Origin of the sequence: Maribacter sp. (assembly GCF_039974175.1) — a bacterium.
In the GTDB taxonomy this organism is placed as follows: Bacteria; Bacteroidota; Bacteroidia; order Flavobacteriales; family Flavobacteriaceae; genus Maribacter_C.
On sequence record NZ_JBDWJN010000010.1, the window covers coordinates 318,683 to 337,346 of the forward strand.

General features: G+C 39.0%; 19 protein-coding genes. 8 read left to right on the forward strand and 11 right to left on the reverse strand.

The features are described from left to right. The first annotated feature begins 18 nt into the window (after window positions 1–18). Window positions 19–1,044, forward strand: coding sequence for an oxidoreductase (locus tag ABJN95_RS10405; protein ID WP_348371714.1), 1,026 nt, complete (start codon window positions 19–21; stop codon window positions 1,042–1,044). Window positions 1,045–1,208: 164 nt separating this feature from the next. Here the strand turns inward: ABJN95_RS10405 and ABJN95_RS10410 are convergent, their stop codons facing one another. The 8 genes from ABJN95_RS10410 to ABJN95_RS10445 all read right to left on the reverse strand — a co-directional run bounded on the left by ABJN95_RS10410 (window position 1,209) and on the right by ABJN95_RS10445 (window position 8,462). Beyond that, window positions 1,209–1,562, reverse strand: a complete 354-nt coding sequence (locus tag ABJN95_RS10410) for a DUF6515 family protein (protein WP_348370336.1) — start codon at window positions 1,560–1,562, stop codon at window positions 1,209–1,211. Window positions 1,563–1,697: 135 nt separating this feature from the next. After that, a complete protein-coding gene (locus ABJN95_RS10415; protein WP_348370337.1) occupies window positions 1,698–2,141 on the reverse strand; it encodes a hypothetical protein in 444 nt (147 codons plus the stop codon). Next, window positions 2,134–2,646 (reverse strand): hypothetical protein, encoded by a 513-nt coding sequence (locus ABJN95_RS10420; RefSeq protein WP_348370338.1) that lies wholly within the window; start codon window positions 2,644–2,646, stop codon window positions 2,134–2,136. The genes ABJN95_RS10415 and ABJN95_RS10420 overlap by 8 nt, the downstream gene beginning before the upstream one ends. Window positions 2,647–2,679: 33 nt before the next feature. Next, window positions 2,680–3,222: an RNA polymerase sigma factor gene (locus ABJN95_RS10425; RefSeq protein WP_348370339.1), complete on the reverse strand. Its 543-nt coding sequence runs from the start codon at window positions 3,220–3,222 to the stop codon at window positions 2,680–2,682. A gap of 142 nt (window positions 3,223–3,364) precedes the next feature. Next, on the reverse strand, window positions 3,365–5,188 hold the full coding sequence (locus ABJN95_RS10430; RefSeq protein WP_348370340.1) for an ABC transporter ATP-binding protein: 1,824 nt from the start codon (window positions 5,186–5,188) through the stop codon (window positions 3,365–3,367). Next, complete coding sequence (locus tag ABJN95_RS10435; RefSeq protein ID WP_348370341.1) at window positions 5,188–6,897, reverse strand: phospho-sugar mutase; 1,710 nt, start codon at window positions 6,895–6,897, stop codon at window positions 5,188–5,190. Before ABJN95_RS10435 ends, ABJN95_RS10430 begins: the two co-directional genes overlap by 1 nt. A gap of 27 nt (window positions 6,898–6,924) precedes the next feature. Continuing rightward, a complete protein-coding gene (locus tag ABJN95_RS10440; RefSeq protein ID WP_348370342.1) occupies window positions 6,925–7,899 on the reverse strand; it encodes a glycosyltransferase family 2 protein in 975 nt (324 codons plus the stop codon). 41 nt (window positions 7,900–7,940) lie between these two features. Next, the gene (locus tag ABJN95_RS10445; protein ID WP_348370343.1) at window positions 7,941–8,462 is read right to left on the reverse strand and encodes a DUF4199 domain-containing protein; all 522 of its coding nucleotides are present in this window, start codon (window positions 8,460–8,462) and stop codon (window positions 7,941–7,943) included. Between the two features lie 182 nt (window positions 8,463–8,644). Here ABJN95_RS10445 and ABJN95_RS10450 point away from each other — a divergent pair, with 182 nt between their 5' ends. The 3 genes from ABJN95_RS10450 (at window position 8,645) to mtaB (ending at window position 11,580) form a co-directional block, all read left to right on the forward strand. Beyond that, complete coding sequence (locus ABJN95_RS10450) at window positions 8,645–8,959, forward strand: type B 50S ribosomal protein L31 (RefSeq protein WP_348370344.1); 315 nt, start codon at window positions 8,645–8,647, stop codon at window positions 8,957–8,959. 88 nt (window positions 8,960–9,047) lie between these two features. Further along, on the forward strand, window positions 9,048–10,223 hold the full coding sequence (locus ABJN95_RS10455; RefSeq protein ID WP_348370345.1) for a GlmU family protein: 1,176 nt from the start codon (window positions 9,048–9,050) through the stop codon (window positions 10,221–10,223). 10 nt (window positions 10,224–10,233) lie between these two features. After that, a complete protein-coding gene (gene mtaB, locus ABJN95_RS10460; RefSeq protein ID WP_348370346.1) occupies window positions 10,234–11,580 on the forward strand; it encodes a tRNA (N(6)-L-threonylcarbamoyladenosine(37)-C(2))-methylthiotransferase MtaB in 1,347 nt (448 codons plus the stop codon). A 124-nt stretch (window positions 11,581–11,704) separates the two neighbouring features. Here mtaB and ABJN95_RS10465 read toward each other — a convergent pair whose 3' ends face one another. Next, window positions 11,705–11,998 (reverse strand): N-acetyltransferase, encoded by a 294-nt coding sequence (locus ABJN95_RS10465; protein WP_348370347.1) that lies wholly within the window; start codon window positions 11,996–11,998, stop codon window positions 11,705–11,707. Window positions 11,999–12,163: 165 nt separating this feature from the next. Here ABJN95_RS10465 and ABJN95_RS10470 point away from each other — a divergent pair, with 165 nt between their 5' ends. Next, the gene (locus tag ABJN95_RS10470; RefSeq protein ID WP_348370348.1) at window positions 12,164–12,826 is read left to right on the forward strand and encodes an alpha/beta hydrolase; all 663 of its coding nucleotides are present in this window, start codon (window positions 12,164–12,166) and stop codon (window positions 12,824–12,826) included. Between the two features lie 68 nt (window positions 12,827–12,894). Further along, the gene (locus ABJN95_RS10475; protein WP_348370349.1) at window positions 12,895–13,833 is read left to right on the forward strand and encodes a lytic transglycosylase domain-containing protein; all 939 of its coding nucleotides are present in this window, start codon (window positions 12,895–12,897) and stop codon (window positions 13,831–13,833) included. Between the two features lie 97 nt (window positions 13,834–13,930). Here the strand turns inward: ABJN95_RS10475 and ABJN95_RS10480 are convergent, their stop codons facing one another. Together ABJN95_RS10480 and ABJN95_RS10485 are read right to left on the reverse strand one after the other, a co-directional pair. Then, entirely contained in the window at window positions 13,931–14,446 is a 516-nt protein-coding gene (locus ABJN95_RS10480; RefSeq protein ID WP_348370350.1) for a DUF2892 domain-containing protein, read from the reverse strand. Window positions 14,447–14,449: 3 nt separating this feature from the next. Then, complete coding sequence (locus ABJN95_RS10485; RefSeq protein ID WP_348370351.1) at window positions 14,450–15,334, reverse strand: DUF6263 family protein; 885 nt, start codon at window positions 15,332–15,334, stop codon at window positions 14,450–14,452. A gap of 180 nt (window positions 15,335–15,514) precedes the next feature. On the opposite strand from ABJN95_RS10485, the gene rpmH reads away from it, so the two are divergent. Then, window positions 15,515–15,682, forward strand: coding sequence for a 50S ribosomal protein L34 (gene rpmH / locus ABJN95_RS10490; protein ID WP_348370352.1), 168 nt, complete (start codon window positions 15,515–15,517; stop codon window positions 15,680–15,682). 117 nt (window positions 15,683–15,799) lie between these two features. Continuing rightward, window positions 15,800–18,652, forward strand: coding sequence for a carbamoyl-phosphate synthase large subunit (gene carB / locus ABJN95_RS10495; RefSeq protein WP_348370353.1), 2,853 nt, complete (start codon window positions 15,800–15,802; stop codon window positions 18,650–18,652). The last annotated feature ends 12 nt before the right edge of the window (window positions 18,653–18,664 follow it).

Below are 18,664 nucleotides of genomic sequence, written 5' to 3' on the forward strand. Positions count from 1 at the left end.
TTTATGGTATTTTTGAAGATGCGCAACTTCATTCTACTACCCATTATACTCCTCATATCTTCGTGTGTGGAGACAACAAAGAAACCCCCTTTCAATACCGTTGAAATAGAATCTATTTACGAAGATTCTTTAAGTGTACGGGCCATTGAACTCATGGGCAATAGCTTGGCATTTGCTGCAAACAGAGGAACTTTTGGTACTATAGCTCTGGAAACCGGTAAAGTGATGACAAACACGCAGCGGTATGACAGCATAGTACCCGCGTTTCGAGCGGTTGGTCATACCTCCACCGACTTTTTTATGCTTTCCATTGGCAGTCCGGCATTGCTTTATAAAACAGGTGATGAAGGTCGTATGCAGTTGGTTTATAAAGAAGAAGGGGAGGGCGTTTTCTACGACGCCATGACCTTTTGGAACGATAAGGAGGGTATTGCAGTTGGAGATACGGTAAATGGATGTTTTTCGATCATAGTTACAAGGGATGGCGGTAAAACGTGGAACAAACTGTCATGTAATATACTTCCTGAAGCAATCGATGGAGAAGGAGCTTTCGCTGCCAGTGATACAAATATCAAGACGATAGGTACCAAGACATGGGTAGCGACAACCAAACGCATTCTATTTTCGCCTGATAAAGGCAAAACTTGGCAAGCCTTCGAAACGCCCATTCTGCATGTAGAAGAGGCTCAAGGTATCTACTCCATTGACTTTTATGATGAAAATTTGGGTGTTGCTATAGGCGGCGATTATACCAATCCTGATGCGAATAGGGCGAATAAAGCCATTACAACTGATGGTGGTAAAACATGGCAACTCATTGCTGATGGTCAAAATCCACAATACAAAAGCTGTGTGCAATTTGTGCCCAATTCTGAAGGAAAAGAAATGGTTGCTATTGGATTTACAGGAATAGCGTACTCCTCTGATAGGGGTATGACCTGGAAACAACTTTCCGACGCCTCTTTTTATACGGTTCGATTTCTAAATGATTCTATCGCCTATGCTGCCGGCAGAAATAGCATAGCGAAGCTGATGTTCGAATAAAAGCGACGGGCTAGAAACTACTTTATGCGTCTTTACGACCCCAATAGTTCGCTGCGTAAGCAGTCTGTATTATTTGCTAAGAACAAACGTCATTACGAGCAAAGCGCAGGAATGACGTTTGTATTTTAATATAAAGACAGCCTGCTATAGCCAAACGATTTGGACTATACGGTAACAACGACGTATCCTCTTCCCTTTTTCTTATACCAAACGCCTTTGTATTTGTATACTTTCCTTCCGTTGCTTAACATAACAACCTTCCTACCTCGTGGCAGGCGCCTTATCTGAACGCCAATAGGTGCCGCACAAACTACAAAACGTCTTCCTTGAGGTTTATACCAAACGCCATCTGAGAAATGAAAATTGACCTTTTTGTGGACTATAATTTTTGGTTTGTGAACCTTGGTAACTATCGTACCGTGTTTTGGATATACTTTTACCACTTTTCGCTGTGCAGTAGCCTGAGATATTCCTCCTAACATTAATAGAACAATTAAAACGAGTTTTAAATTTTTCATGGGGTATTGATTTTAGACCTGAGTTTAATTCAGGGTATGTTATATCTCTTTGACTCTCAATACGACTGTGGGTTTAACGTAAAAAGAGGCCAAAAGGCCTCTTTTTACGTATTTCATCGAATTTCGTGCTTATTGCTATCCACCACCACGCCTTTGACGGTATTGTTTTAAAAGTTGTTTTTTGAAATCCTCTTCGGTTTTCAATAACAGAATGGTTTTCTTTGCAGAGAGTATTCCCTTCATTTCTGCTACGAACGACTGTTGTTCACGCTGCTTTTTTTCTTGTAAATCCATATACTTTTGCAACAGTTTTTCAGCATCTTTGTCAGACATTGCCTCCAGATTTTGCAGCTTACCACGAAATTCTGTGCGTTCGATTCTTCGAAAAGAATTCATTTGTTTTTCATGGGCATTATACACTGGCCAAAAGGCTTCAGCTTCTGAACTTGACAAATCTAACCTTTCGGAAAAGAAAGCAACCTTTAGTGATTTTATCTTTTCCATGCCCGGCCTTCGTTGCCCATAAAAATTGGCGGTAAGGCCCAGAAAGGCAATCAGTATGAGTATTTTTTTATTCATAATCTTCGAGGTTTAGGTCTTCGATATCGTCAACGTTTTCATTTAAATAATCGATTACGTTTTCTTCATCGAATTGATTTTCAAGTATTTCGTTAATTTCTAATTCATCTACAGGCAGTACTTCTGCAATTTCATAGGTTGTCAACCCTAATTCATTCGATTCAAAATAACTTTCAATGTCTGCGCTTGCTATATCGTCAAAAGTTAACTCTTTTGGGGTGTTCCAATTAAACCCAAAGAAGAGTAGCACTATGGCTGCAATTGAGGCTGCCGCTAGATAGTATTTTCTATACGGATGCAATTGAACAACCTTAGTTTCATCCGCGTCTAGTCTTTGCTGTATGTTTTTATGCAGTCCGTCAAAATAATCTTCAGGAACTGCGAAACCGTCATCTTTTGGTAAATTGAGTTTTTCCTCACTTAATTTATCCAAAAGACCATCTGTAAAGTTCTCAAAGTAACCCTCGGGTGTTTTAAACGGATTATTTTTATTTAATTCTTTCATTACTTTTCTTTGACTATCAGCGGCTTAAAAGGTTTAATTATCTTTCAAATAGGCCTCAATCTTCTTTGCTGCCAAATGATAGGAAGCTTTCAACCCCCCTACCGAGGTTTCTAAGATATCAGAGATTTCCTCATATTTCAGTTCCTGAAAATACTTCATATTAAAAATCAATTTTTGCTTTTCAGGTAGTGTTGCAATTGCCTTTTGTAGTTTCAGTTGAATTTCATCTCCCTCAAAATACACATCTGCCTGTAAATTACTCAGCATTTGATTTTGTAATTCTTCATTACTAATTCCTTGTTTCTTTGATTTAGATTTCAAAAAACTCAGCGCCTCATTGGTCGCAATGCGATACATCCAAGAATACAATTTACTTTCCCCTTTGAATCCACCGATATTTCGATATACTTTGATAAAGGTGTTTTGTAACACATCATCGGTATCGTCATGATTCAATACAATTCTACGAATATGCCAATAGAGCTTTTGTTTGTAGGTGTTTACCAACACCTCAAAGGCCTTCGATTGGGCATTTGGATCTTTTAGTTGATCTACTAAATCTGCTTCAGCTATCAAATAGTTGTTAGTTTGAATTCTGAACTTTGACTATAAATTTACGGAAAGGTTTAATTTATGCCTTGCCTTTGCAGTACAGTTCGCGGCATTTACCCTCCTATTAAACTATGTACTTTGATATGTTTTTGTAGCCACGGCTTGATTAGGCTAGCGATTGCATCTCCACTAATTTTTTGTATGTGCCATTTTTTTTCAGCAATTCTTCATGGGAACCTTGTTCCACAATTTGCCCTTTTTGAAGTACAACAATAGTGTTTGCATTTTGAATAGTAGATAGTCGGTGAGCGATCACTATTGACGTACGATTACGCATCATCTTTTCTAATGCATCTTGCACCAAACGCTCACTTTCGGTATCCAAAGCTGATGTTGCCTCGTCTAGAATCATTATCGGTGGATTCTTTAAAACAGCCCTAGCGATAGATAATCGTTGTTTTTGACCGCCACTAAGTTTGTTACCACTATCGCCGATATTGGTGTGATAACCTTCAGGTAGCTCCGCAATGAATTCATGAGCATTGGCGATTTTAGCTGCTGCTATTATTTCCTCTTCGGAGGCGTTTTCTTTCCCTAAGCCAATATTATTTTTAACGGTATCATTGAATAGGATGGCATCTTGAGTAACCAGCCCCATTAGGTTACGCAATGATCTTTTAGACATGGTTTTAATATCTACACCATCAATTTTAATTTCTCCTTCATTGACATCGTAAAAGCGAGTTACCAAGTTGGCAATAGTGCTTTTTCCGCTTCCTGATTGTCCTACAAGGGCGACAGAATGACCCTTTGGAACATTTAGGTTGAAACTTTTTAACACATATTCGTCCTCATATTTGAAGGATATATTTTCAAGGGAAATACCTTTCTCAAAAGACGTTTTTTCGATTGCATTTTCAATTTCAGCTATTGGATTGTCGGTTTCCAAAATCTCCAAGACCCGTTCTGCAGCGGCATTTCCTTTTTTGACCCCATAAGATGCCTTACTGATTGACTTCGCTGGGGTTAAAATATTATAAGCTAAACCCATATATGCTATAAAGGAGGCTGCATCTAAAGATTCCTCTACAATAACCATTTTGCCTCCAAACCACAGCAATACTCCGATAACAAGAATACCTAAAAACTCTCCGGTAGGAGAAGCCAAGTTCTGACGGTTAAGAAGTTTATTGCTGTAATCGAAAAATCGTTTGGTAGAATTGGAAAAGGTCTTGTAGAATTTAGACTCGGCATTGAAAGCTTTAACGACGCGCAATCCCCCTAAAGTTTCTTCCACAATAGATAAAAAATGTCCCTGTTCTTTTTGAACATCATCTGATTGTTTTTTCAATGATTTGCCAATCCATGATATAATACCTCCGGCAATAGGAATAAATATAAAAACAAAAAGAGTCAACTTGCCACTAATACCGAACATGATGAGAATGGTAAACAATATCGTAAGTGGCTCGCGAACTATAAGCTCTAAAATAGAAAGGAAAGAGTGTTGAATTTCTAAAACATCAGAGGTTATTCTTGCGATGACATCTCCTTTTCTTTTTTCAGAATAATACGAAATAGGCAGTTCGGTAATCTTTTCATACATGCGATTGCGAATGTCTTTCAAAACGCCATTTCGAAGAAAGGTGATGAAATACATAGCGAGATAATTGAAAAGATTTTTAAGTAAGAACAACACCAAAATAAGCCCTATTACGAGCACCAAACCTTTCATTTTATCCTCACCCGCATATTCGGTTACGTGGTAACCCAAATAATCCATGATATAATCTTTAGCTCCTCCGAGGCCTTTGTATTCTGGTAATTCGGTAATGGGTTTGTCTTTGTCGAACAGTACATTCAGCATAGGAATCAATGCAGCAAAAGACAAGGCACTAAACAAGGCGTACAGAATATTGAAAAAAACATTCAGGTAACCATATTTAGCATATGGTTTTGCGAAACGCAGAATTTTTTTAAAATATTCCATTAACTCAATTGGAGTTCCGAAAGGATGGTCTGAATTTTGGTGTCAAGAGCCGCATTGACTCTTTTGAAGTCTTCGGCGCTATCGAGTTGAGCGTTCGTACTAATATAGAATTTTACCTTGGGCTCGGTGCCACTTGGCCTTGCTGCGACTCGAGTTCCATCTTCAGTCTCATAAATTAAAACATTAGATTTGGGTAAATCTATTGATTTTTCTGCTCCTGTAAGTACGTTTGTGGCGACAGAAGTATTGTAATCCTCAATCCATTTTACTTTAGACCCCGCCACAGAGGCGACAGGATTTTCTTTGAAATCTTTTAACATCTGTTTAATTTCCTCAGCACCGCTCATGCCTTTTTTTGTCAAGGCAACCAGATGTTCTTTATATAATCCGTAATCAACGTAACAAGCTATCAGGTCTTTATAGAAGGAACTACCGTTGGCTTTGGCCTGGGCTGCAATTTCACAAGCGAGTAGGGTAGAGGTAACCGCATCTTTGTCACGCACAAAATCGCCCACCATATATCCAAAACTCTCTTCACCACCGCCAACAAATTTAGATTGCGGAAAGTCTTTAATCATTTTGCCGATCCATTTGAATCCGGTTAATGCGGTTTTAAATTCTACGCCGTACGCTTTAGCCATAACTTCCATCATGGGTGTAGAAACAATTGTTGTGGCAATAAATTCATTTCCTTGAAACCCCTTTTCCTTTTGTTGGTCTAAAAGAAATTTAGTCATTAAGACCATCGCCTGATTTCCGTTTACGATTTCCATTTTACCTTCAAGGTTGCGCACGGCAATACCCAACCGATCACTATCTGGATCGGTACCTACCACCATATCGGCTCCTATCTCTTCGGCTTTTGCCACGGCCATAGACAATGCTTCTGGTTCTTCCGGATTTGGTGAGACAACTGTAGGAAATGCCCCATCAGGTTTTGCCTGTTCGGCTATGATGGTCACATTCGTATACCCAGCACGTTTTAAAACTTCTGGTATAGCAGTAATTGAAGTTCCGTGTAGGGAGGTGAATACAATTTTGAAATCATCTTTTCCAGGAGCATTGAAGTTTCCTTTGGCAACAGATTCGGATATAAAGGCTTCGTCCACATCTTTGTCAATGACTTCAATCAACCTATCGTCTTTAGCAAACTGAATATCCTGAAAAGAAAGCGAATTGATTTCCGAGATGATCGCTCCATCTTGTGGCGGCACGATTTGCCCACCATCGGTCCAATATACCTTATATCCGTTATATTCTGGGGGGTTGTGAGAGGCGGTTAAAACAATACCGGCATGGCAATTTAAGTGTCGCACGGCAAAAGATAGTTCGGGTGTAGTGCGCAATTCTGAAAAGAGAAAAACTTTGATTCCATTGGCTGAAAATACTTCAGCTACCGTTCTTGCCAGGGTGTCACTATTGTGCCTGCAATCATAAGCAATTACCACTTTTAGATCTTGTTCTGCATATGTTTTTCTAAGGTAATTACTAAGCCCTTGCGTACTTTTTCCCAAGGTGTATTTGTTGATGCGATTCGTTCCGGCCCCCATCATTCCGCGCATTCCGCCGGTGCCGAACTCCATATTCTTATAAAAACGGTCTTTGAGTTCTTCGGTATCGGTGTCGATTAGGTTTTGTACCTCCTGCCGTACATCATCATCAAAAAAATCAGTTAACCAACTTTTGGCAGTTTCCAGAATGGCTTCCATATGCGTATCGTGTTTTAAGGTGTAAATTTAAGAAGAATATTGCTCTTCTTTTTGTGTGAAATTGATTTCGTCGGAAACAGAATAGCGTGCTTCGTTTTTACGTGAACGAATTATCATTTCTCCCAAAAATCCCGCTAAGAACAATTGCGAGCCTATCAACATAGCCGTTAGCGCTATAAAAAACTGAGGTCTTGAAGTGATTAGTCTACCAGCCGGGTTGATAAAAAGTTTGTCAACACCTAGAAAGATGGCAAAGCCAAAGCCAATGATAAACATAATGACCCCCCATGCGCCAAAAAGATGCATAGGCTGTTTTCCGAATTTTGAAACAAACCATATGGTTATTAAGTCTAGAAACCCATTGATAAATCGTTCCATCCCAAATTTTGTTTTTCCGTATTTACGAGCTTGGTGTCGTACCACTTTCTCGCCGATGTTTGAGAAGCCGGCATTTTTTGCCAGTACGGGAATATACCGGTGCATCTCACCTGAAACTTCAATATTCTTTACCACTTTGCGGTCAAAGGCTTTGAGTCCGCAATTGAAATCATGCAATTTTACGCCTGAGGTTTTTCGTGCTGCCCAATTAAAAAGTTTTGAAGGCATGTTTTTAAACAATACAGAATCGTATCGTTTTTTCTTCCAACCCGATACGAGCTCATAGCCTTCTTCTCGAATCATGTTGTACAATTCAGGAATCTCGTCTGGGTTATCTTGCAGATCGGCATCCATTGTTATTATAACATCTCCCTTTACCGCATTGAAACCAGCATGCAGTGCCTGTGACTTGCCAAAATTGCGCTGAAATCGAATACCTTTAACGGAAGGATGCTCTCTTGCTAAACCTACGATAATATCCCACGAACTATCGGTGCTGCCGTCATCGATAAAAATAATCTCATATAAAAAATGATTGGATTGCATAACCTTTGCAATCCAATCATGAAGTTCTTTTAGTGATTCTTCTTCGTTAAGTAAGGGAATTACTACTGATAAATTCATTGTGTACTTCTGCTTGTCTTTTCAAAAGTACAATTTTGAAGTTAAATTGTATTTTTTTGTTTTTTCATGATCAGGCCTGTAATCAAACCAATGACTAAGCCCATTACCACATTGATAATGATACCAATTGGGTAAGCAAGCCATGCGAATTTTTTCTGCATTTCCACACCTTGTGCCCATTGTTCATCAGTCATATTTGGGTTCTTGGCGACTGCATCGATTTTAGCAATAGCCATTGCCTTATCCATAAAATCGGGTTCAATAACATTGGTGAGCAAGCCGTAAAAGGCCATCCCAATAATACCACCGACCAAACCGATACCGGCCCCCAACTTTAATGCTTCTGACATCGACAGCAGCCCTGAGTTGGCCTTTTTGTACTGACTAGTCGCGATAATTACTGCGCCTAGTATCAATAATATGCTGATGATCCGTATGGTCCAGCTTTGCTCATAGTGCATTTCTGCAAAATAGAGCATTAAGGAAAATACGATGCCGGCAAGCCCTAGAATTATCCCCCATGTCCATGAGAATTTTCCAATTTTTGGTTGATTTTCTTCCATTTTATATTGTTTTTAGGTTGTTACTTTGGTTAGTTGCGAGAAACTGACTTTTGTTACATCTTCAAGTTACGATTTTTAGATTTTCTTTTTTATTATTTTAAATTGCGGATTAAATAAAAAGAATTAAATTTGCAGCCTTAAAACCAGTGCCTGTTGGAATGGGTGCGTTAAAGTTTATTACGATGAAAAAAGGGATACACCCAGAAAATTATAGGCTCGTAGCCTTCAAAGACATGTCAAACGATGAGGTGTTTTTGACAAAATCTACAGCGGATACAAAGGAAACATTGGAAGTTGATGGTGTTGAATATCCTTTGGTGAAATTAGAAATTTCAAGAACTTCACATCCTTTCTACACCGGCAAAGCCAAATTTTTGGATACTGCAGGTCGAATTGATAAGTTCAAGAGCAAATACGATAAATTCAAGAAAAAAGCTGCACCTGTGGCTGAAGAAGCTCCAAAAGTTGAGGCTGAAGCGAGCAAAGAAGAAGAATAGACCGTATTTTAAAGATAAAATATACCTTACGCCTCTGATACCTAGTATCGGAGGCGTTTTTTGTTAATTTTGCTCAAAATTTAACTTGATGAATTACATTCTTTTTGATGGCCCTGTACGTGATGCTTTGCTTCCGTTTACCTTTACTAGACCCGTAGCAGATATTCGTATTGGAATCCTTACCATTCGTGAGAAATGGGAAAAGTATTTGTCGGGTACTACCTCCACGATTACGGAGGAATACTTGGCAGAGAAATACCCCATGGTGAAGTTGGAACAGAATGTGTTGATAAACGCCTCTTTTCTCCCCAACGCAGAATTGGTTCAATTGGTGAAGGCCTTAGACCAAAATGAAGCCATTTTTTATGGTGACGACCTGATAGCATGTTGCTCTAAAGAAGTTCAAGATACGCTTGATGTATCGGCATATAAAAGAATAGCATATCAAGGTGATGTTCTTCGCATAGAAAATACTTGGGATATCTTTTCAAAGAATAAGGAAGCACTTCAAGCAGATTTTGATTTTATTACCGCCGGAAGAAAAAGTCAGCCAATTTCAAGTACGAATAATTTGATCAATTCCGATCAGATATTTTTAGAGGCAGGCGCCAAAGTTGAATTTAGTATTCTCAATGCAACAGACGGACCTATTTATATTGGAAAAGAGGCTGAAGTTTGGGAAGGAAGCCTCATTCGTGGAGCATTTGCACTTTGTCATAATGCCACCGTAAAAATGGGAGGAAAGATGTATGGTGCGACTACTATTGGTCCACATTCAAAAGTATGTGGTGAGGTAAGCAATACCGTGATTTTTGGTTATTCAAGCAAAGGCCATGAAGGTTATTTGGGTAATGCTGTCTTGGGAGAATGGTGCAATATTGGTGCAGATTCGAACAATTCAAATCTAAAAAACAACTACGCAAAAGTTCGTCTGTGGAACTATGCTACGGAAAAGTTCGAACATACGGGTTTACAGTTTTGCGGACTTATGATGGGCGATCATAGCAAATCGGCAATCAACACTATGTTCAACACAGGTACGGTGGTTGGTGTCAACTGCAATATCTATGTGCCAGGATTTCCCAGGAACTTCGTTCCAAGCTTTAGCTGGGGTGGTGCGTCGGGGTTTTCAAGTTACCTACCCAGAAAAGCTTTTGAAGCTGCCGAGGTAATGATGGCTAGAAGAGGTGTGAAATTTGATGATAAGGAGGCCAAAATTTTAGAACAGGTCTTCGAATTGACTAAGAAATGGCGAAACTATTAATTTAGGAAAAGTGAAAAAGAGAGTCGCATTTTACACTTTAGGCTGCAAGCTAAACTTTTCAGAAACCTCTACGATAGCCAGAGGTTTTGTCGAAGAAGGTTTTGAGCGTGTTGATTTTACGGAAAATGCCGATATGTATGTGATCAATACCTGTTCGGTTACCGAGAATGCCGACAAACGTTTTAAAACCATTGTGAAACAGGCGCAGAAGGTGAATCCTGATGCTTTTGTGGCTGCTGTTGGCTGCTATGCCCAATTGAAACCAGAGGAATTGGCTGCCGTTGATGGTGTCGATCTGGTTTTGGGTGCAACAGAAAAATTCAAAATAACCGATTATATCAACGACCTGTCAAAAAATGATATGGGCGAAATACACTCCTGTGAGATTGAAGATGCGAACTTCTATGTGGGAAGTTATGCAATTGGCGATCGAACACGCGCCTTTTTGAAGGTGCAAGACGGTTGTGATTATAAATGTACCTACTGCACCATTCCTTTGGCCCGTGGAATATCTAGGAGTGATACCGTAGAAAATGTGCTTAAAAACGCTGCTGAGATAGCTAAGAAAGGTATCAAGGAGATTGTTTTAACAGGAGTAAATATTGGAGATTACGGCAAGGGAGAGTTTGGCAACAAAAAGCATGAGCATACTTTTTTAGATTTGGTAAAGGCCTTGGATACCGTAGACGGAATTCATCGTTTAAGAATATCTTCGATAGAACCCAATCTTTTGAAAAATGAGACGATTGATTTTGTGGCCAATAGCAGTTCATTCGTGCCCCATTTTCATGTTCCTTTGCAGAGTGGTAGTGATGCCATTCTTAAAGCCATGCGCAGGCGCTATTTGAGTAATTTGTATGTTGACCGTGTTAAAAGAATAAAAGATACCATGCCTCACGCCTGTATCGGTGTAGATGTAATTGTAGGATTTCCGGGGGAAACTGATGCCCATTTTCTAGAAACCTATAATTTCTTGAACGAACTCGATATTTCGTATTTGCATGTTTTTACGTATTCTGAACGTGATCATACGGCTGCAGCTGAAATGGAAGCTGCGGTACCCAAGAATGTGCGCAGCAAAAGAAGCAAGATGCTACGCGGACTTTCAGTCAAAAAAAGGAGGGCTTTTTATGAAAGCCAATTAGGTACTACAAGAACTGTTTTATTCGAAGGTGAAAATAAAGAAGGGTATATTCATGGCTTTACTGAGAATTATGTAAAGGTAAAGGCGCCATGGAATCCTGAACTGGTGAATACACTTCACGAAGTGGAGCTCTCTGAAATAGATGCCGATGGGCATGTACGGTTTGCCTTTGTTGAAGCTACCGCACTGTCATCTGGAGTGGAGTTGAACTAATTAGCCGCAATTGCTGATGTTTTGTTACTGTGCTCAGACACACTTCTTAGTGACCAAGGCTTCAAAATAATACGCATAAAAAAACCTCCATAGTGGAGGTTTAACTTTTCTTAGAAACGTACTGTTAGATTCGTATGCCAACTGGTAACATTTCTTTGTACTGTCTATTTTTTCTTAGAAAACCTGCAATTTGGGGGCTGGTAGGTACAACTCTAAGGTTTTTCTCTTGAATGTGATGTAAAACGGATTTGATAAAATCCTCTCTGAAATCTTCTTTGGTAATTGCTTCAGGAATCACCAGTTTGGTTAAAAAGACCTTCCGTTCTTGCGATGAATACTCGATTTTAGCCAAGTGTCCGTCAAAATTTGTTTCAAATTGACGCAAGAAACTGTTGTCTTTAATTTCTACTTCATTCATATAGTCTGATTTTAAAGTTGGTTTAAGACAAAAAAATTACGGGGTTCTCGAACCGTAATTTTATCTACTTTTACAAAAGTTATATCGTTGGGGCTTTTTTCAAAGCAGAGTACAAAAGTAGTAAAAAAAATGCGAATTTCCTATTAAAACCCTGTATTGCATTATATGATTGACAATAAGATTCATGTTTACTTTATGCCAGGAATGGCTGCGAATCCCTCAATTTTTAAGCATATACAACTTCCAGAAGACCAGTTTGTGCAGCATTTGTTGTCTTGGTTCGTTCCTGACAAGGATATGACGCTTTCAGAATATGCTTTGAAAATGACACAAAGCATTTCTCACGAAAATATCGTACTGGTTGGTGTTTCCTTCGGTGGAATGCTCGTTCAGGAAATGGCAAGACATGTACGTACGAGAAAGGTAATTGTGGTTTCAAGCGTCAAGCACGAATCAGAATTGCCCAAACGAATGCTGTTCGCAAAGTATACCAAAGTGCACAAGTTACTACCGACCGGCTTGGTGAACAACGTAGAACTTTTGGCTAAATATGCTTTTGGTGAGACGGTGAACAAACGGCTAGAACTTTATGAGGAATACCTTTCTATAAAGGATAAATATTATATAGATTGGTCTATAGATCAAATCGTGAACTGGAAACAGGAATACTGCCCCGAATGTCTTGTGCATATTCATGGGGAGAAAGACAATGTTTTTCCTATTGGTAATATAAAGGATTGCATTCGGGTTAAAAATGGAACCCATACGATGATCATTCATCGTGCGAAGTGGTTTAATGAGCATTTGCCTACAATTATTTTAGAATAATGGAGTTGTATATAGGATGGAATTAAGAGACATTCTATACATTTGAAAAACGGAATAAATAAATTGGAATGAAGTTTTTAAAGAATATTTTGATGGGGCTTGGTGTCCTTTTTGTAATAAGCACATTGCTATTTGCCATGCAATCGAAAGCCGATGATGTAAATGATGTGGCCGAACATGAAGTTGAAAAAAATGTTTCAGAGGGATATCGCATATCTGCTATCGACATTCCTGAAGATTTAAATTTTGCTGGCGAACCGGTGCCGCAAGAAGACCCCGAAATTATGGAGCGTATAGATCGGGAGTTTCTAGTAAATACCTATTGGCAATCAAACGCCTTGCTGTTGATGAAACGTGCCCATAAATATTTTCCAGTTATAGAACCAATATTAGCGAAAAATGGAATTCCTGAAGATTTCAAGTATTTGGCAGTGGCGGAAAGCGGATTGGAGAATGTGGTTTCTAGTGCAAGAGCTACTGGTTTTTGGCAAATTATGAAAGCCACTGGAAAACAATACGGATTGGAGATTAACGCCAACGTTGACGAACGCTATCATTTAGAGAAATCAACCGAAGTAGCCTGCAGGTATTTGAATAAGTACAAAAAGAAATATGGCACTTGGACATTGGCTGCTGCTGCCTATAATACCGGTACGGGTTCGGTAGATAAGTATTTAGGCATACAAAAGGTGAATGATTACTATGATCTGTTATTGGGGCAGGAAACCGGCCGTTACGTTTTTCGCATCCTGGCCATCAAGGAAATTTTAAGCCACCCTGAAAAGTATGGGTTTGATATTCAAAAAGAGGACCTATATTCTGCAGTGCCTACGTTTACGGTTGAAGTGAATAAACCGGTTGCGAACTTTGCCGATTTTGCCAAGGAGTACGGTATCAACTATAAGGTACTAAAGCGACACAATCCGTGGTTACGCGAACCCCACTTGAACAATCAGTCGGGGAAGAAATATACCATTGAAATTCCGAACAAGGGTTATTACAAGTAGTAGCTAACAAAATGTAAATCCCAAATTCCAACATCTGAAGCATTGGAATTTGGGATTTACTTTTCCTCAGTATTTCGTTACCGTGCCCGTTGAAATACTAAATTTTCTTCATTTGTTGCTGCATCATTTTAATTTGTTCGGTCAGCATATTATTCTTATCCAACTTTTTGGCTTCCTTAAGTAACATGGTGGCTTCCCTTTTGCGACGCTTCTGCATAGCAATTCCTGCCAAACTTAATTTAGCCATGGCAAGGTCATAATCCATAGTTAGTCCCAGTTTCAGGGCTTTTTTAAAATATTTTTCAGCTTGGGTAAGATTGGTTTGTGAAAAGATGATTCCGTGCAAATAATTATAATACCCTTGCTGCTTTGTAGTTAAAGCTGCTTCTGGGTTTTTAATTTTATCCAACCATTTTTGGGTGCCTGCCAAATCTTGTTTCCGCATTCGTAGAAATGCCAAGAGAATTATTTCATTTCTAAAATACAGGAAAATAAATATGAATGAAAGCAGGATAAGGAAAATACCATTGCCTATTTCACCTTCATAAAATTGATATCCCGCGTAGGCGATAATAAGCCCGGCGATGATGAGCTTGAATATTTTATTAAACATATGTTAGTCTTTGATTAGTTCGTAGGTAATTTTTGATGTTATGCTGGTCGGAATTTTTTGATCACCCAATTGTACCATAGTGGAGGCCCCTTTTGATTGACCTTCAACAATCATTTTTACAATGAAACCAGATTCAATATCGGTTTGTATTTCGGTGGTCTGTGTTCCGCTTAAGTTCATAACCGTACCAGATTCATTAGCTTTCATTACAACATCTGCAACTCCGTTAATGGTTGCTGTGGTATCGTTGATGGCCTCTAAAGTCCAAGTATTTTTGGCGTTTAACTTACCAAAATACTCATTGTGCCAAGTATCTCCCACCTTAACTAGGCTATCACTATAAATATAGGTTAACTGCTTGTAGCTGTTCGATAGTGCTTCAGAACCAAATTCTTTTTCCAATCCCTTTTTCATCATATTTAATGAAAAGTCATCTTCTACACCAGAAGCATCAGCCATTTTAATTACGAGACTATCGCCACCATTTACTTCGAGAATGTCACCGGTCTTTGAAAGAATAATTTGAACAGGGGTGTCGAGCAAGCTGTTGAATATTTGAGATTGCATGTCGCCTTCCGTAACCTCTTTGGCTTTTACATTCATCAATTCACCCTGTATGCTTGAATTCATTAATAAGTTCAAATCTTTAAATGCCAAAGCGATTTCGTAGGTGCTATCTCTTTCTTCAACTACTTTGAATTCTAGAAGGCCATTCATTTCATTGGTAAGCTCATGAGTGGCCCCATCCATTTCTTGCACAATTGTTTGATGCGCGTTTTGTTGAACGACGAATGCATCTCCTACATGTAGTTTATATTCTAAGGTAGTTTGCGCAAACAATGTTAGGTTGCAGAAGACAAATAAAAATAGTATACTAGCGTGTTTCATGGTGTTCAAGCCGCCGAAATAAGGCTTTGGCAAAAGTAATAAAAACCATCATGAGGGGAGTAGGTAATTGTGCAAAAATATTTTTTCAATTGTATTTGGCAAAGCAAAAACTCTTCGTATATTTGCGCCCAGTTTTACAGGTCGTTCTGTAAAGCATTCAACTAAGAAAAGGATTTAACAATGCCAGGTCAAAAGAGAACATATCAACCATCACGAAGAAAGAGAAGGAACAAGCATGGTTTTAGAGAGCGCATGGCTTCTGTAAATGGAAGAAAAGTTCTCGCTAGAAGAAGAGCGAAAGGAAGAAAAAAACTTAGCGTATCCTCTGAACCTCGACACAAAAAATAAATGATTGTATATTTTTAAAATATTGAAGGTGTTACTTTTTCGAAAGTAGCACCTTTTTTTTATGCCTTAATTGCACATAACCCTTTATATTTCAACTATCAAAGTACATAAAAGAACATGCCAAAAAGAGAAGATTTAAAATCCATTTTGATTATTGGTTCTGGACCTATTATTATCGGGCAGGCCTGTGAGTTTGATTACGCTGGTTCACAATCTTTGCGCTCCTTGCGCGAAGATGGAATCGAAACTATCTTAATTAACAGTAACCCGGCGACCATTATGACCGACCCGTCGATGGCAGATCATGTATATCTAAAGCCATTGACCACCAAATCAATTGTTGAGATATTAAAAGAACATCCTCAAATTGATGCGGTACTACCTACTATGGGTGGGCAAACTGCATTGAATTTGTGTATTGAAGCTGATGAGAAAGGTATTTGGGAGGATTTCGATGTGAAAATGATAGGTGTTGATATCGATGCGATCAACATTACCGAAGACCGTGAAAAATTTAGAGAGTTAATGTTGGAAATAAGTGTGGGTATGGCACCTCAGGCAACGGCTACTTCTTTTTTGAAAGGTAAAGAAATTGCGCAAGAATTTGGTTTTCCGCTGGTAATTCGAGCTTCATATACACTAGGAGGCGCCGGAGCTTCTATTGTTTATAAGCCCGAAGATTTTGATGAGCTTTTAAGTCGGGGCCTCGAGATATCACCAATTCATGAAGTGATGATCGATAAGGCAATGATGGGATGGAAGGAGTTTGAACTGGAACTACTTCGTGATAAAAACGATAATGTTGTTATTATCTGCGCCATTGAAAATATGGATCCGATGGGCATACATACGGGCGATTCGATTACGGTGGCACCGGCGATGACACTATCAGATAAAACCTATCAAAAAATGCGTGATATGGCCATTCATATGATGCGAAGTATTGGAGATTTTGAAGGAGGATGTAACGTACAATTCGCCGTAAGTCCTGATGAAAAAGAAGAAATTATTGCAATTGAAATCAACCCACGCGTGTCACGATCTTCGGCACTGGCATCAAAAGCGACAGGGTATCCTATCGCCAAAGTTGCAACAAAATTGGCTATTGGGTATACCTTGGATGAATTGGAAAACCAGATTACAAAATCTACGTCAGCATTGTTCGAGCCAACTTTAGATTATGTGATTGTCAAGATTCCACGTTGGAATTTCGACAAATTTGAAGGCTCTGATAGAACGCTTGGTCTGCAAATGAAGGCGGTTGGTGAGGTCATGGGAATTGGACGTTCTTTTCAAGAAGCATTGCATAAGGCAACACAATCTTTAGAAATTAAGAGAAACGGGTTAGGTGCCGACGGAAAAGGCTACAAAAATTATGATCAGATTATCAGCAAATTGACCATTCCAAGTTGGGACCGTGTTTTTGTTATCTATGATGCCATTCAAATGGGAATTCCGTTAAGCAGAATTCACGACATTACCAGAATTGATATGTGGTTCTTGAAACAATACGAGGAGCTATATCAATTGGAAAAAGAAATTTCTCAATATACTATTGCTAGCCTTTCCAAAGACTTGTTATTAGAAGCAAAACAAAAGGGTTTCGCTGATCGGCAGATAGCACATATGCTTGATTGCTACGAAAGTGAAGTATACAATAAGCGAACAGCCTTGAGCATCAACCGTGTATATAAATTGGTAGATACCTGTGCCGCGGAATTTAAGGCAATGACCCCATACTATTACTCCACCTTTGAGGCAGAAGTTGAAACTGCTGAAGGCGAGCGTTATGTAGAAAATGACAGTGTAGTATCGGATAGAAAAAAAATCGTAGTGCTTGGCTCAGGACCTAACCGAATAGGGCAGGGGATTGAATTCGATTACTGCTGTGTACACGGTGTATTAGCCGCCGCGGAATGCGGTTATGAAACCATTATGATCAACTGTAATCCAGAAACGGTTTCTACCGATTTCGATACCGCTGATAAACTCTATTTCGAACCTGTCTTCTGGGAACACATTTACGATATTATTCGTCACGAAAAACCGGAAGGTGTTATTGTTCAACTGGGAGGGCAGACAGCTTTGAAATTAGCAGAAAAATTGTCGAAATATGGAATCAAAATCATAGGAACAAGCTTTGATTCGCTAGATTTGGCGGAAGATCGTGGTAGTTTCTCTGAATTGTTAAAGGAAAATGATATTCCCTTTCCAGAGTTTGGTGTTGCCGAAACTGCAGATGAAGCTTTGCAATTGGCTGATCAGTTAGATTTTCCTCTTTTGGTAAGGCCTTCGTATGTGCTTGGGGGGCAGGGAATGAAGATTGTTATCAATAAAGAAGAATTGGAAGAACATGTGGTAGATTTACTGCGTAAGATTCCGAATAATAAGTTGCTTTTAGATCACTATTTAGACGGTGCGATCGAGGCGGAAGCTGATGCTATTTGTGATGGAAAGGATGTCTATATCATTGGAATTATGGAACATATCGAACCCTGTGGCATTCACTCAGGAGATTCCAATGCAACGCTTCCTCCTTTCAATCTTGGAGAATTTGTGATGCAACAAATCAAAGATCATACAAAAAATATTGCATTGGCTCTAAATACTGTAGGGCTTATAAATATTCAATTTGCTATAAAAGATGATAAGGTATATATCATCGAAGCAAACCCACGAGCTTCTAGAACAGTTCCTTTTATAGCCAAAGCGTATAAAGAACCGTATGTAAATTATGCTACCAAGGTAATGTTGGGCGAAAAGAAAGTGAAGGATTTTGACTTTAAACCTGAACTAGAAGGCTTTGCCATCAAGCAACCCGTTTTCTCCTTTAACAAATTTCCTAATGTCAATAAAAACTTGGGCCCTGAAATGAAGAGCACAGGAGAGAGCATCCTATTCATCGATAGTTTAAAAGATGATGAATTTTACGAACTCTACGGAAGACGAAAGATGTATTTGAGTAAATAAAGGCGGCTAGCT